General features: G+C 72.0%; 11 protein-coding genes. 4 read left to right on the top strand and 7 right to left on the bottom strand.

The window, feature by feature from the left end; genetic code table 11:
* Nucleotides 1–27: 27 nt before the first annotated feature.
* Nucleotides 28–969, bottom strand: coding sequence for a GNAT family N-acetyltransferase (locus ACFV2X_RS16840; protein ID WP_385616842.1), 942 nt, complete (start codon nt 967–969; stop codon nt 28–30).
* Between the two features lie 124 nt (nt 970–1,093).
* On the opposite strand from ACFV2X_RS16840, the gene ACFV2X_RS16835 reads away from it, so the two are divergent.
* Both ACFV2X_RS16835 and ddaH read left to right on the top strand, forming a co-directional pair.
* Nucleotides 1,094–1,474, top strand: coding sequence for a GntR family transcriptional regulator (locus tag ACFV2X_RS16835; RefSeq protein WP_385616840.1), 381 nt, complete (start codon nt 1,094–1,096; stop codon nt 1,472–1,474).
* Between the two features lie 126 nt (nt 1,475–1,600).
* Entirely contained in the window at nt 1,601–2,377 is a 777-nt protein-coding gene (gene ddaH, locus ACFV2X_RS16830) for a dimethylargininase (protein ID WP_385616838.1), read from the top strand.
* Nucleotides 2,378–2,428: 51 nt separating this feature from the next.
* On the opposite strand, the gene ACFV2X_RS16825 is transcribed toward ddaH, so the two are convergent.
* Entirely contained in the window at nt 2,429–3,526 is a 1,098-nt protein-coding gene (locus tag ACFV2X_RS16825; RefSeq protein ID WP_385617028.1) for a DUF5925 domain-containing protein, read from the bottom strand.
* Nucleotides 3,527–3,725: 199 nt separating this feature from the next.
* On the opposite strand from ACFV2X_RS16825, the gene ACFV2X_RS16820 reads away from it, so the two are divergent.
* Nucleotides 3,726–5,093: a xylan 1,4-beta-xylosidase gene (locus ACFV2X_RS16820; protein WP_385616836.1), complete on the top strand. Its 1,368-nt coding sequence runs from the start codon at nt 3,726–3,728 to the stop codon at nt 5,091–5,093.
* Between the two features lie 166 nt (nt 5,094–5,259).
* Nucleotides 5,260–5,490, top strand: a complete 231-nt coding sequence (locus ACFV2X_RS16815; RefSeq protein WP_385616834.1) for a hypothetical protein — start codon at nt 5,260–5,262, stop codon at nt 5,488–5,490.
* Here ACFV2X_RS16815 and ACFV2X_RS16810 read toward each other — a convergent pair.
* The 5 genes from ACFV2X_RS16810 to ACFV2X_RS16790 all read right to left on the bottom strand — a co-directional run bounded on the left by ACFV2X_RS16810 (nt 5,487) and on the right by ACFV2X_RS16790 (nt 13,612).
* A complete protein-coding gene (locus ACFV2X_RS16810) occupies nt 5,487–9,221 on the bottom strand; it encodes a lipopolysaccharide biosynthesis protein (RefSeq protein ID WP_385616832.1) in 3,735 nt (1,244 codons plus the stop codon). The genes ACFV2X_RS16815 and ACFV2X_RS16810 overlap by 4 nt on opposite strands.
* Nucleotides 9,222–9,225: 4 nt before the next feature.
* Nucleotides 9,226–10,023 carry a polysaccharide deacetylase family protein gene (locus ACFV2X_RS16805; protein WP_385616830.1) on the bottom strand — a complete coding sequence of 266 codons (798 nt, stop codon included), beginning with the start codon at nt 10,021–10,023 and terminating at the stop codon, nt 9,226–9,228.
* Complete coding sequence (locus ACFV2X_RS16800; RefSeq protein ID WP_385617026.1) at nt 10,020–11,009, bottom strand: glycosyltransferase family 2 protein; 990 nt, start codon at nt 11,007–11,009, stop codon at nt 10,020–10,022. The genes ACFV2X_RS16805 and ACFV2X_RS16800 overlap by 4 nt, the downstream gene beginning before the upstream one ends.
* Nucleotides 11,010–11,224: 215 nt before the next feature.
* Nucleotides 11,225–12,082: a glycosyltransferase family 2 protein gene (locus ACFV2X_RS16795; protein ID WP_385616828.1), complete on the bottom strand. Its 858-nt coding sequence runs from the start codon at nt 12,080–12,082 to the stop codon at nt 11,225–11,227.
* Nucleotides 12,083–12,517: 435 nt separating this feature from the next.
* On the bottom strand, nt 12,518–13,612 hold the full coding sequence (locus ACFV2X_RS16790) for a GNAT family N-acetyltransferase (RefSeq protein WP_385616826.1): 1,095 nt from the start codon (nt 13,610–13,612) through the stop codon (nt 12,518–12,520).
* Nucleotides 13,613–13,628 lie beyond the last annotated feature (16 nt).

Here is a 13,628-nt window from a genome sequence, read left to right as displayed (position 1 = left end):
GGGGGGTCGGCTGCCGGGGTTCGCGCGCTACGCGCCGAGCTCCCGTACGTACCGCCACTGCGTGGCCACCGGCGTGTAGCCGAACCACTTGTTGACGGCGAGCATCGGCTCATTGCCCCCGTCGTTGCCGGCGAACGCCTCCACGCAGCCCGCCGCGCGGGCGCGGTGCAGCGAGTCGTTCTTGGCGAGTTTGGCCAGCCCCCGGCCGCGGAAGGCGCGGAGCGTGCCGGTCATGCCCGACCAGTAGCGGCCGCGCCGGTCGGTGTGGGCCATGCTGAACGCGGCGACGGCGCCGTCGACGACGGCGACCGAGGTCAGCTCGCGGTCCAGGGCCGGGTGTTCCCAGGTGAGGGCCAGCCACTCGGCGTACGGCGGGCCGGCGAACCTGACGTCACCCGGCTCGTCCTCCGTGCACTCGGCGTCCGCCTCGTACAGCGGGCGCGGGTCGTCGGCGAAGTCGGCGGCCGTGCGCAACTCGACACTGCCCCGCCGGGAAAAGCGGAGGGCCTGGAGGTCCAGCGGGGGCAGCGCGGCGCCGGCCAGGTCCAGCCGCTGGACGCGGGAGCCGCCGCCGCGCCGGTAGCCGCGCCGCTCGGCGAAGGTCACGCAGCGTGGCTCGTCCAGCGCCCAGGCGGACACCTTGGCCGCCCCCAGCCCCGCCAGACGCTCCTCGGCGGCCGACACCAGCGCGGACCCGGCCCCCGTACCGCGCGCGTCGACGCGCACCGCGGTCTGGGCGAACGCGTGCCCCGGCTCACTGGCGTCGTGGAACACACCCGTCGCGCAGGAGCCGACGACCTGTCCGTCGGCCTCCACGACCAACAGCCGGTACTGCCGCTCGGGCGGCGCGCTGGCAACCGTCCAGGCCACCGTCTCCGGTGTCGTCACGAGATAGGGGAAGGCGGAGCGCCGCGCCTCGGCGACGGCCTCGGCGTCCGCGGCACGGAAATCGCGCACGATCAGCGTCATGGTGCCGCAGGCTACGGCCCGCCGCCCCACGCCGCCTCTCCATTTCCGTGTCTGCGCCCCACCCGGCCGACCGTGGCACACAATAGGTGCGACAAACCCACCCGCACGCCCTGGAGCCCAGCCCGTGGCCTTGAAGATCACCGTCGACCCGGATTCGGCGACGGCCCCGTTCGAACAGATCCGCGCCCAGATCGCCGACCAGGTCCGCTCGGGGGGCCTCCCGGTGGGCTACAAGCTGCCCACCGTACGCGGCTTCGCCGAGGAGCTGGGACTCGCGGCGAACACCGTCGCCAAGGCATATCGGGCGCTGGAGTCCGACGGAGTGATCGAGACCCGAGGCCGCCACGGCAGCTTCGTCGCCGCCGCGGGCGACGCGGCCGCGCGGGAAGCCGCGAGCGCGGCGGCGGCCTACGCCCAACGGGTCCGGCGGCTCGGCCTGGACCGGGTGGCCGCGCAGACCGCCGTGGACGAGGCGCTGCGGGCGGTGTACGCCGCGGACGCGTGACGGCGTGCGCCCGGCGGATCGCCGAAACCCCGAACGGCCGGGCGCGTGCCGCACCATGGAGGCCGGAGGCCCGCAGCCGACCAGGACCAGGACCAGCACCAGCACCAGCACCAGGATGGAGTCCCCATGCCCAGCGCCAAAGCCATCGTCCGGCGGCCGAGCCCCCGCCTCGCCGAAGGGCTCGTCACCCACATCGACCGTAAGCCGGTCGACGCCGCGCTGGCGCTGCGGCAGTGGGAGGTCTACGTCGTGGCGCTGCGCGCGCACGGCTGGGAGCCGGTGGAGGTGCCCCCGGCGGACGACTGCCCGGACGGCGTCTTCGTCGAGGACACCATGGTCGTCCACAAGAACGTCGCGCTGATCGCCCGCCCCGGCGCCGCCTCCCGCCGCGCCGAAACCGCCGACGCGGAGGAGGCGGCGACCGCGCTCGGGTGTTCGGTGAACCGGATCCGCGAGCCGGGCACCCTGGACGGCGGGGACGTTCTCAAGATCGGCGACACCCTCTACGTCGGCCGCGGCGGCCGCACCGACGCCGACGGCGTACGGCAGCTGCGCGCCGTCTTCGAGCCGCTGGGCGCCCGGGTGGTGGCGGTTCCGGTCAGCAAGGTGCTCCATCTCAAGTCGGCCGTCACCGCCCTCCCCGACGGCACGGTCATCGGCTATCCGCCGCTGGTCGACGACGTACGGGCGTTTCCGCGCTTCCTCCCCGTCCCCGAGGAGTCCGGCGCCCATGTCGTCCTGCTCGGCGGTGGCAAGCTGCTGATGGCGGCGAGTGCGCCCAAGAGCGCCGAGCTGTTCGCGGATCTCGGGTATGAGCCGGTGCCCGTGGACATCAGCGAGTTCGAGAAGATGGAGGGCTGTGTGACCTGCCTGTCGGTGCGCCTGCGCGACCTGTACGCCTGACGACCGGGACCTGGACCTGGACCGGGACCTCGACCGGGCAGGCTCAACCCACTACAGATACAGCCCCGCATCCGCGTCGGCCGACTGCGGCGGCACCGACGCGGGCCGGGTGCCGCGCCGCAGCGCGTACAGCTCGGCCAGCGTCGCCCCGTCCCGCCCGATGGACTCCTCGCTGCCCAGCCAGCCGACGGCCTCCTCGCGGGTGAGCCGCCCCACCTCGATCCTGGCCAGACAGCGGCCGGGCCGGACCACCGCCGGGTGCAGCCGCTCCAGGTCCTCGTTGGTGGTCACCCCGACCAGCACGTTCCGCCCCTGGCCGAGCAGCCCGTCCGTCAGATTCAGCAGCCGGGACAGGGCCTGGCCCGCGGTGTGCTTGGCCTCGCCGCGGATCAGTTCGTCGCAGTCCTCAAGCAGCAGGAGCCGCCAGCGGCCCTTGGCCGAGCCGTCGTCCTCGCCGATGGCGATGTCCATCAGATAGCCGACGTCCGAGAACAGCCGCTCCGGGTCGAGTACGCAGTCCACCTGGCACCAGTCCCGCCACGAGCGGGCCAGGGTGCGCAGCGCGGAGGTCTTGCCGGTGCCGGGCGGGCCGTGCAGCAGCAGGAGCCGGCCCGCGATGTCGTCCGGGGTGACCTTCATCAGCCCGTCCATGGCCTCGGCGACCGGGGCGGTGTAGTTGCCCCGGATCTCCTCCCAGGTCCCGGCGGAGATCTGGCGCGTGGTGCGGTGCGGGCCGCGCCGCGGGGAGACGTACCAGAAGCCCATCGTCACGTTCTCCGGCTGGGGCTCCGGCTCGTCCTCCGCGCCGTCGACCGCCTGCCGCAGCACCTTCTCCGCGAGGTCGTCCGAGACGGCCGTCACGGTCACATCCGCGCCCCGGTTCCACCGGGACACCAGCAGCGTCCAGCCGTCGCCCTCGGCGAGGGTCGCGCTGCGGTCGTCGTCCCGCGCGGCGCGCAGCACCTTCGCGGCGGGCGGCAGCAGCGTCATACCGGACTTGACCCGGTCGACGGAGTGGCTGCGGGCGTACGGCTGCTCGCCGGTCGCGAACCGCCCGAGGAAGAGCGCGTCCACGACGTCGGACGGGGAGTCGCTGTCGTCGACGTTCAGCCGGATCGGGAGCGACTGCTCCGGGGGTGTGGTGGGCAGGGCCTGCCTCCTGGTCGGGCGGGACGGTGCGGCGGTCAGCGCACACCCGAGCCATGATTCAGCACGGGGGTCCGTCGCGCACCTGGGTTTGGGGGCGTTTACCGAGCTGTTCTCGAAGAAGCCCGCCGAATGGGGGCGTTCGTGGATACTCTTACCCGATATGGGGCGTCATGAGACGGGACGTCGTACAGGGGGACGGATGGTGTTGTCGCGCGGCGGGCGGTGGCGGATCGCGGCACTGCTCGGCATCGGCGTGGCGGCCCTGGCGCTGCTGCTCACCACCTGCGCCGGCCGGCCGGGGGACGACGCCGGGCGGCGGGGCGCGGACCGGACGCGCGAGCGGCCCGTCACGGCGGCGCCCGGCTGGGGCCTCACCCACACCCAGTACAGCGCCGACCGCGGCACCGAGCAGGGCAGGCGCGCGGCGGAGAAGACGCTCTCCGCACAGCCGCTGACGCAGAACCAGCACATCATGGGCTGGGGCGCGAGCAACCCCGAGCCCTCGCCCGGCCGCTACGACTTCGCCGACCTCGACCGCCGCGTCGACCTCATGCGCAGGACCGGCGCCACGCCCGTACTCACCCTGTGCTGTGCCCCCGACTGGATGAAGGGCGGCAAACCGGGGGACACGGACTGGTCGCAGCAGGCCCTGGAGACGGCGCCCACCCCCGAGCACTACGCGGACTTCGCCGAGCTCGCGGGCAAGGTCGCCCGGCGCTATCCGGACGTGCGCCACTTCATCGTCTGGAACGAGCTCAAGGGGTTCTACGACGACGACAAGAACCGCTGGGACTATGAGGGCTACACCAAGCTCTACAACCTGGTCTACGCGGAGCTGAAGAGGCAGAACGGGCACAACCTGGTCGGCGGGCCGTACGTGGTCGCGGACAGCGAGCCGCCGGGCGGGGCGGGCGGGTCCTCTGCCGTGAGCGGGCCCTGGGGCTCGCTGGACCAGCGCTCCGCCGATGTGATCACGTACTGGAACCGGCACAAGGCGGGCGCGGACTTCGTCGTCGTCGACGGCTCCAGCTACACCCGCGAGGGCGATCAGCTGCTGCCGGACGAGTTCGGCGCGACCGCCAAGTTCACGGATGTGACGCGCTGGCTGCGCGAGGCCACGCGGCTGCCGGTGTGGTGGGCCGAGTGGTACGTGGAGCCGCCCGACGCCGACGACGACCGCGACGGCTGGAGCGAGCCGCACCGCCTCGCCGTGCAGGCCGCGGCGATGACCCGGCTGGCCCAGGGCGGTACGGCCGCCGCGCTCTACTGGAACCCGCAGGGCACCGGCGCCAAGTGCCCCGGCTGTCTGTGGCGCGGCACCGAGCTGGCGGACGGCGGCGGCCCGCTGCCGATGATGGACCTGCTCGGCCGCTTCGCCCGGGAGTTCCCGCCCGGTACCCGCTTCCGGACCGTGGACATCGCCGCCGACGACCGGCCGAATGTGGTGGTCCTCGCGGACGACGACGCGCTGCTGGTGGTGAACACCCTGAAGCGGCCGATCCAGGCGAAGATCGACGGCCGGTCGTTCGACATGGACGGGTACGACGTGCGCTGGTTCAAACGCTGAGCGCCGTCGCGGCCACGCGGCGGCGCCGGACATCGCCGCGCATCGGGACCGGTCCCGGATGGTCCGGGCTAGGTTGTGGCCGCGGTGCCATGGGGCACCCACGACCAGTGTGGCTTGGTGGACATCTATGTGGACGGGTTCTGGGGGACTGGTTCCCCTCCTCTTCGTGGTCGGCGCTCTTCCCGGTGCCGCCATGGGGGAGCCGATCGTCGCCTTCCTGGGCGGTTGCCTGATCGGGGTGGTGCTCTACCGCATCGGTGAACGCGAGAGTCAGCACGCGGAATGGTGGGAGAACACCTTCTTCTTCATCCCGACACACTTCTGGGGGATCGCCGGCTTCGTTCTGTCGGCCGCGATGGTGCTCACCCTTGCCGCCGACCCTTCCTACGGTGCTTAGGACATCGTCCAGAAGCGCTGCCCGAGCGACGCCAGCAGCACGGCCAGCAGCGGCAGCGAGAACCAGAACGAGCCCTGCAGCCACCGCAGCCGCCGCACACTCGGCCGGACCGTCACCCGCACCACCTCACGCGCCGTCAGCAGCGCGACCAGCGAGACCGCCGCGAGCGCGCCGAGCACCGACCACGGCGTCCAGGTGATCCGCGGCCCGGCCGGCCCCGGTGCGGGGCGGGGCACCGGTCCGGGTGGCCGCCGCGTCAGCTCGTACAGCGCCGCGTCGTCGTTCGACACCACCCGGCGCAGCTCGGGCCGCCGGTCCAGGGAGCGCAGCAGCCGCCGCTCCCAGGCCGCCGAGTAGCCCGAGTCAAGACGCAGATAGACGGACTGGCCCCGGCCCACCATCAGATACGAGTTCGGCCCCGCCCCGCGCAACGCCTCGACCAGGCCGTCGACGAGGACCGGGTCGCGCGGCGCGAGCGTCGGCAGATAGCTCACCCGCTCCATGTCCCGGTCCCCCCACGGCATGGCCGGAGTGACGTTGTTGACGGTGTCATTGCTCAGCCACAGCACACGTACGGTCGGCTTGTCGTGTGCGTACACGTACTCCATCGCCGCGACCTCGCCCGGCCGTACCCGCTCGAACGTCTCATTGCCCCAGCGGGCGACCAGAAAGCCGAACATGAGCACGAGCCCCGCCATCAGCGCGGCCACCGGGCCCAGGCCCCGGCGGGCCGACACGACGCGCGGGAACAGCGACAGCGCCCCCAGCGCACATGCGCCCGGCAGCGCGAACATGAACACGCGCAGCGCCATTTCCCCGCCGTACGACTGCATGCCGAAGCCGAGGAACGGTACGAACGTCAGCACCACCAACGACCGCTCAGCGAACCCCGCCGCGCGCCGCCGCAACACCCCCCAGCAGGCGAAGGCCAGCACCCCGCCCGCCAGCGCCACACGGGTGCAGAGCACCAGCTTGTGCACGCTGCTGCCGCCCTCGATACGCCCCGAAACGGACGAGGACACATTGCCGCCCACCCCGCCGACCCCACCGAACAACTCGTCGAAGTGGCCCGACCAGTACGGCTCGGCCAGGAACCCGACCCACACCGCCACCAGCACCCCGCACAGCAGCGGCAGCCCGACCAGCTCCGACCGCCGCACCAGCACCAGCGCCGTCACCACCCCCAGCATCATGAACGGCGTCAGCTGGTGCGCCGCCACGGACGCCATGAACAGCACGAGCAGCAGCCCCAGCAGCGCGCCGCGCTGCCCGCGCGTGGCGTCGGCCACCTCTGCCTCGCCCGGCCACCACCTCCCACGCAGCACACGCGGCTCCCGGAACCACACGAGCAGCACGGCAACGAAGAGGAGATAGAAGAGATACGTGAACCCCTGCGGCGAGAAGTAGTCCTGACCCACCCAGCCGCACAGCGCGAACAGCCAGGCCGCCGTCCACTTCGCGCGCCAGCTCGCGCGCAGCGACCGCAGCAGCACCATCATGGGCGCGAGGTAGAGGAGCTGAAGGGCCGTCGGCCACCAGCGCAGCACCTCGGTGAAGTCCGTAACACCCCCGGCCCGCGCCAGGAACTCAGCCCCCGCGAAGAATCCGGGCCAGCTCCACCGCGCGTCCAGATCCGGCGCCGCCTCGCCGTTCCGGCCGATGTAGTCCAGAAACCCGACATGCTGCCACGCGGTCGCAAACCGCGGCTCGCCCTCCAACACGGCGGGCACGGCGTGCAACGACACCACCGTCGCCACCAGCGTCACGGCAAGCAGCCCATGCCGCGGCCGCGCCGGCCACAGCGCGCCGACAAACGCGACCACCAGCAGCGCCGCCCCGAGCAACGTCGCGCGCGGCAGCACGGAGACGAGCCCGAGGCCGCCCATGCCGTCCAGATCGCCCTCGCCCATCCGGCTCACCGGCACCCAATAACACGCGAGCGCGACGCCCAGCATGAGCCACAGCCCGAACGTCACGACGCGCCCGCGCCGGGGTGCGCCGGCCTTGGTTGCCCTCGGTCGAGTTGGCGTGTCCGGGCGGTTGGCAGGGCGGGGCCGCGCGTCGGGGTGCCAGGCCGAGCCCCCTGCCGGGTCGACCCGAGCGGGGGCTGTGGCTTGCCGGCGGTCGCTGTGCGGCGGAGCCGCATGTCCCATGCCCATGCGGATGCCGAGCGCCAGCGTGTCGTGGTTGAGCGCGGCGCGCCGCGCCCAGTGGGTGCCGTAGCCCGGGTCGGGCCCGCGGTCGCCGTGGACGGCGAGATCCGCGAGGTCGCCGTCGGGCGCGGTGCCGGGCTCGGGCGGTGGGGGCGGGGCGGCGTAAGCGCCGTACGCGCCGGGCTGGGCGTAAGCGCCGTACGCGCCTGGCCCGGCAGGCTTCGCGTACGCCGTGGACCCCACGGGCCGGGCCCTGAGCACCCCGCGCAGCTTGACTGCCGCGATGGCGGCGATCACCGACAGGCTGGAGATCTCGGCGACCCCCGCCCCCGTGAGCCCCATCCGCGGCAGCAGCGCCGGCGTCAGGCCCAGCACCGACACACACAGCAGACCCTGCAGATAGGCCAGCCCCGACGTGCGGCTCTGCGCGCGCAGCACCGCGAAGTACACCTCGATGACGACCCGCAGCGCCGACCCCACCGCGAACCACCGCAGCAGCGGCGCGCCCGCCTGCGCGTACCCGTCCCCGAACACGCCGAGGATCTGCGGCGCGAAGACGAAGAGAACGAGGCAGACCGGGACCATGATGCGCGCCATCCGGCGCAGCGCCGCACGGCAGTTCTCCGCGAGCCGGGCCGGGTCGTGCGAGCCCTCGACGGTCAGCGAGGCGCCCATGTTGATGGCGAGCAGGTTCGTCGTACCGGCGATGGTGGTGGTGATGTAGAAGTACGCGTTGTCGGTCGCGCTGACCTGCGAGGCGACGATCACCGGCACCGCGTAGACCACGGCCAGCGAGAAGAGCGACCCCGTGCAGTCCCCGGCCAGGAAGCGCCCCATCTCCCGGTAGGTCGCGGGCCGCGCCGTCTCCCGCGTCGCCTCGACATGCCGGGGCACCAGCCGCCGGAACACCAGCCAGCCCAGCGGCACCACGGACACCGCGATCGAGGCGACCCAGGACACGAACACCCCGGCCGTCGGGATCGCCACGGCCAGCGCGACGAGCAGCAGCAGCTTCGCCGCCGAGAAGACGGTGTTGCCCACCGGCACCCAGAACGCCCTGCGCAACCCGGTGAGCACCCCGTCCTGGAGGGTCAGCAGCGCCCACCCGACCACCGCGGCGATGAAGCCGAGGCCGTGGAGGGTCCCGTGCAGAAAGCGGTACGAGGGCCCCCACGTATCGAGCGTCAGCAGGAAGACCCCGGCCGCCACCGCGACGATCACCGAGCTGCCCGCGTACGTACGCAGGACCAGCCGCCCGGTCGTCCGCCCGGCGACCGGGATGAAGCGGGCCAGCGCCCCGGTGAGGGTCACCGCCGTGACCCCCGCGAGAAGCTTCATCGCGGCGATGGCCGCCGAGCCCTGGCCGACCGCGTCCTCCGCGTAGTAGCGGGCCGCGGCCAGCCAGAAGCCGAGGCCGAGGACGGCCGAGATGCCCGTGTTCAGCATCAGCGCGTAGGCGTTGCGGAACAGCTGGTTGCGATCGCGGTCGCCGCGGGGGCTGGTGTGCCCCGCGGGGGCCGCTGCCCGCGCGGTGGGCTTCTCGGCGGACTTCTCGGCCCGAGTGGTCGTATCGGACACGGGCTCAGCGCACCTTCCCCCACACCTGACGTGATACCTGACGTGATCTGCGGACCAGGGCGTACCCCTTGGTGAGCGCCCGGTCCCGGGCGAAATACCGGCCGAGCGACCGGCCGTTGACCAGCCGCTCGAACTCCTCGATACGGGTGGTACGGCCCACCGTCACCCGCCGCAGGGCGTAAGGCCCCTGACGGCGCGACGCGAGGCCGTTGCCCACCGCGAGCCCCACCTCGAACCCGGCCGCGCGCACCGTGCGGCGCACGCGGGGGCTGGAGTAGCCATAGGGATAGGCGAAGGACGTCGGCGGGCGGCCGAGTTCGTCCGTGAGGATCTCCCGGCAGCGCAGCATCTCGAACCACAACCGCTCGTCGTCGACCTGGTCGAGCTGCGGGTGGGTGTGGCTGTGCCCGCCGATCTCGATCCCGGCGGCCGCGAGGGCGCGCAGCTGGTCCCAGTCGAGCATGAGATCGGGCGCGCCGCCCGTGTCGTACGGGCCGCGCAACCAGCCGGTCGCGGCGAACAGCGTGGCCGCGAAGCCGTGCGCGGCCAGGGCGTGGAGGGCATACCGGTGCACGCCCTCGTAACCGTCGTCGAACGTGATCACCACGGGCCTGTCGGGCAGCGCCTCCCCGCCCCGCCAGGCGGCGGCCAACTGCCCGCAGGTGACCGGCGTGAACCCGCCCGCGCCGAGCAGATCCATCTGCTCGTGAAACGCGCCCGGCGAGACGGAGAGCCCCCGCGCCGCGCGCGCGGGAGCGTGTGCCACGGCGTGGTACATCAGTATCGGCACCCGCCCCTTCATCCGCGGCTCCCCGCCCCCGCCTCCGCCCCCGGGAACGGGGGCACCGCAAAGCCCGCGCCGGTTGACCTCCGGGCGCGGGCGGCGCCCACCACGTAGCCGCTTGCCGCGGCCGCGACGCCGGCCACGATCGCGCCCGCGCGGCCCGCGCCGCCCGGTCGGCCGAGGAGCGCGTCGCGCAGGCCACGGGCGACGGCCGCGGGGAGTACGCGGGTGATGTAGCGGCGTTCGGTGGACAGGCCCGCCTGGGCTCCGACGCTGCGGGCCACGAGAGCCTTGGAAAGGCCCTCGGCGTAGGCGCGGGTGCGGAAGTAGGCGAAGCGTTCGCGGACGGGTGGGACCTTGTGGTGGATCACGGCGCGGTCGTCGATGAGCAGCACCGCGTCCGGCCGGGCGCGGGTGAGCCGGATGCACAGTTCGGTCTCCTCACAGCCCAGCGGCCGCTTGTCGCCGTCCCGTCCGATGCCGGTCGCGAAGCCGCCCGTGAGCTCGAAGGCCGCGCGGCGGAAGGACGCGTTGCCGCCGAGGACGTTGCGCACCTGGACCCGGCCGGGCGGCAGCCCCCGGTACGTACAGCCGACGACCCAGTCGAACTCCTCGGGGAACCAGGGCGGGCGGCGGCGGGAGGCCCACACCGGGACGGTGCGCCCGCCGACGGCGAGCACCGCCGGGTCGGCGTAGGCCGCGGCGAAGTGGTGCAGCCAGTCGCGTTCGGCGACGGCGTCGTCGTCGAGGAAGGCGATCACCTCGCCGGTGGAGGCCGCGATACCGGTGTTGCGGCCCGCCGACAGGCCGCGGGGGCCCGCGTTGGCGAGCACCCGCACCGGTACGTTCCCGTAATACGCGGCGAGACGGCGACGCAGCGCGGGGTTGTGGTCGACCACGAGCAGCGTCTCGTGGGCGGGCAGCGACTGGCCGCGCACCGAGTCGACCGCCGCGAGGATGTCGTCCCAGCGCTCCTCGGTGAAGACGCAGATGACCACGGATATCCGGCTGATCGGGCAAGATGTGCTGCGTGCGTTGCGAGAACCAAGCGCGCACAACGTGCTGAGCGAGAACCAAGCCAGCACAGCAACTCCTCTGCTTTGCCGTATCAAACCGGGCTGGTTCCAACCCGGCTGGTGTTGATCGTGTAAGACCTGTCGTCCCGCTGGGCCGCAGGCGACGTGAGCCAGGAATCCCCCTGCTCCAGCTGGGGGAGGGTTCAAGACAGCTCTCCCCGGATCGTGGCGGGCGCTGGCGCGGGGTGGCGGCGCCGCTTCGCGCCCCGCTCGCGCAGGATCACCCTCAGCACGCGCAGCCCGTCGCGCACGGCCCGTAGATTGCTGACGCCGTGGATGCGCTCGTACTCGTGGCTGGGGATCTCCTGGACCCGCAGGCCCGCCTTGACCACGCGGATGTTCATCAGGGTCTCGACCTCGAACCCGGCGCAGTCCAGCGCGATCTCGTCCAGGCAGTGGCGCCAGAAGGCGTTGTAGCCGTAGCACAGATCGGTGTAGCGGGCGCCGAACTTGTGGTTGACCAGCGCGGTCAGCGCGCGGTTGCCGAGCTTGCGGATCGGCGTCATATCGTCCGTGCCGCCGCCGTTGGCGAATCGCGACCCCTTCGCGAAGTCGGCGCCGGAGACCAGCGCGGACACATAGCTGACGATCTCGCCGCCGTCGGCGGAGCCGTCCGCGTCGACCATCACCACGATGTCGCCGGTGCAGGCGGCGAATCCGGTGATGAGCGCGTCGCCCTTGCCCTTGCCGCGCTGCGGTACGACCTTCACCCCCGGCCACAGCTCGCGGGCCACCCGGACCGTGTCGTCCGTGGAATTTCCGTCCACGAGTACGACTTCATGGATCCAGTCGGGAAGTGTCTTGAAGACGTACGGAAGGTTCTCGGCTTCGTTCATGGCCGGAATGACGACGCTCACCGGCGGCGCGATCGCGAGATGGGAGGACACCGGGCGATAGTGATGCGATCCGGAGATCGATGAGATTGGTCCGCGTTCCGCTGTGGATTCACTTTCCGGCGCGGATTCGCCTTTCGGTGCTTCCGGGTGCACAGAGGAGCTCATGGATGTTTTCCCTCTCGTCCGGTGGACCGTCCGCCCCCGGGCGGTCCGTTGGGTTATCCGGTTCGAAAGGGGGGTTCTCACCCGCCCATGACGGCATGACGACGTGACGGCAAAACGGCACACCGATATAACGGCATGGCGCATCATCGCCTGACGACATCGACAGCCGAACGAGAACGAGCGAGCTGGCTGGTGTTACTTGCTTCGCGGCCCGCGTCACGGCATGCCCGAGCAGCACAAGCGCACAGGACAGCCGGGCGCGGCACCCCCCTACCGCGGTCCCGCCCCGGAATTCATCGCGACGTTCGAGCCCTCCCCTGGAGCCGCCATGGTGATGGTTCCGACGCGGGTGTGACTGTGGCTTTGACGGTATTTACCTTGATTGATCCATGGCAAGAGTAATCATCCAAACACCCCCTTTGGTAAATGTGTTCGTCAACTCTTGGTCCGGATACTGCCCAATCGCTTGAGCAGCCGGTCCGCCGGTCCGAAAAGCTCCGGCCGGGAAAGCACTGTATTGCGCAGTGCCCGAATCGGCGCACGTCGCGCCCGGTGCCCGAGCGCCACCGGATGGCGGCGCGTCACCCACCCCTCCGACACGCTGAGATCGCGTGTTTTCAGGGAGTTCTTGTATTCCCTCTCACCGCGCCCGAGATCGAGATAAGCCACCCCCTGGGCGGCCGCCCCCTCGGCCATCCGCAGATGCAGCACCAGCCCGGGCGAGTATTTCGCGAACGCCGTGTCGTACGCCGGGAACCAGCAGGCCAGTACGCGCTCCGAGCGCAGCCCGAAATGCGCGGCCACCGGCCGCCCGCCGCAGTAGAGCACCGAGAGCAGCCCGGCGCACGAGGCGCCGCGCGTATGGAAAAGCTGCTCCACCAGGTGGGTGATCCAGACGTGGGCGAAGCGGTCGCTGCGCCCCGTCCTGCGGTACTGCGCGGACTTCCAGTCGATCAGCGTCCGCAGCACGGCCGGATCGCGCTCGTCGTGGACGTATCGCACTTCTCCGATGTCCCGGGCCAGCTTGCGCTCCTTGGTGAGCGTGGTGCGGGTGAACTTGGGTGAGCGAGTGCGGAGCTGGGCCAGATACGCCTCGAAGCCCTGCTCGACGTCGATCACCGGGGAGGGAAAGGAGCCCCGGGCCCCCACCTCGAAGGGCTTCTGCCCCTCCACCAAGTGATCGAACTCCCAGACCGCGAGCCCACAGGCCCGTAGCAACTCGCGCGCGTCCCACTGGAACCCGGGCCGGTGCATCAGGCCCTGCGAATCCGAAAGGCCCAGGCCGATCGCCCGCCCCACGCCGAGCCGGGTCCGCTGGAACGGGAAGAAGGCCACCGGCTCGCCTTCTTCGCGCACCACCGCGATCCGTACCCCACGTCTGCAGCGGCCGATGGCCAGGGTGAACTCCGGGGCGAGAAAGGGGTTGGCGAGCTCGGGCGCGCCCAGGAGATGCGCCTGCGCCTGCATGGCCGTCCAGGCCGCCCGGTCGGCGGCCGTCAGGTCGCCGGGGCGATACACGCCGATGTCCACGTTTCATCCCTGACTG

It is taken from the genome of Streptomyces sp. NPDC059679 (assembly GCF_042734105.1).
Taxonomy (GTDB): domain Bacteria; phylum Actinomycetota; class Actinomycetes; order Streptomycetales; family Streptomycetaceae; genus Streptomyces.
The sequence above is the reverse complement of the archived record's forward strand: the minus strand, read 5'-3'. Positions and strand labels throughout refer to the sequence as shown.

Bases quoted from the DNA above. Each gene is read 5' to 3' on its own strand.
- ACFV2X_RS16840 (WP_385616842.1), bottom strand. From the start codon at position 969: ATGACGCTGATCGTGCGCGATTTCCGTGCCGCGGACGCCGAGGCCGTC.
- ddaH (WP_385616838.1), top strand. From the start codon at position 1,601: ATGCCCAGCGCCAAAGCCATCGTCCGGCGGCCGAGCCCCCGCCTCGCC.
- ACFV2X_RS16820 (WP_385616836.1), top strand. From the start codon at position 3,726: ATGGTGTTGTCGCGCGGCGGGCGGTGGCGGATCGCGGCACTGCTCGGC.
- ACFV2X_RS16805 (WP_385616830.1), bottom strand. From the start codon at position 10,023: ATGAAGGGGCGGGTGCCGATACTGATGTACCACGCCGTGGCACACGCT.
- ACFV2X_RS16795 (WP_385616828.1), bottom strand. From the start codon at position 12,082: ATGAGCTCCTCTGTGCACCCGGAAGCACCGAAAGGCGAATCCGCGCCG.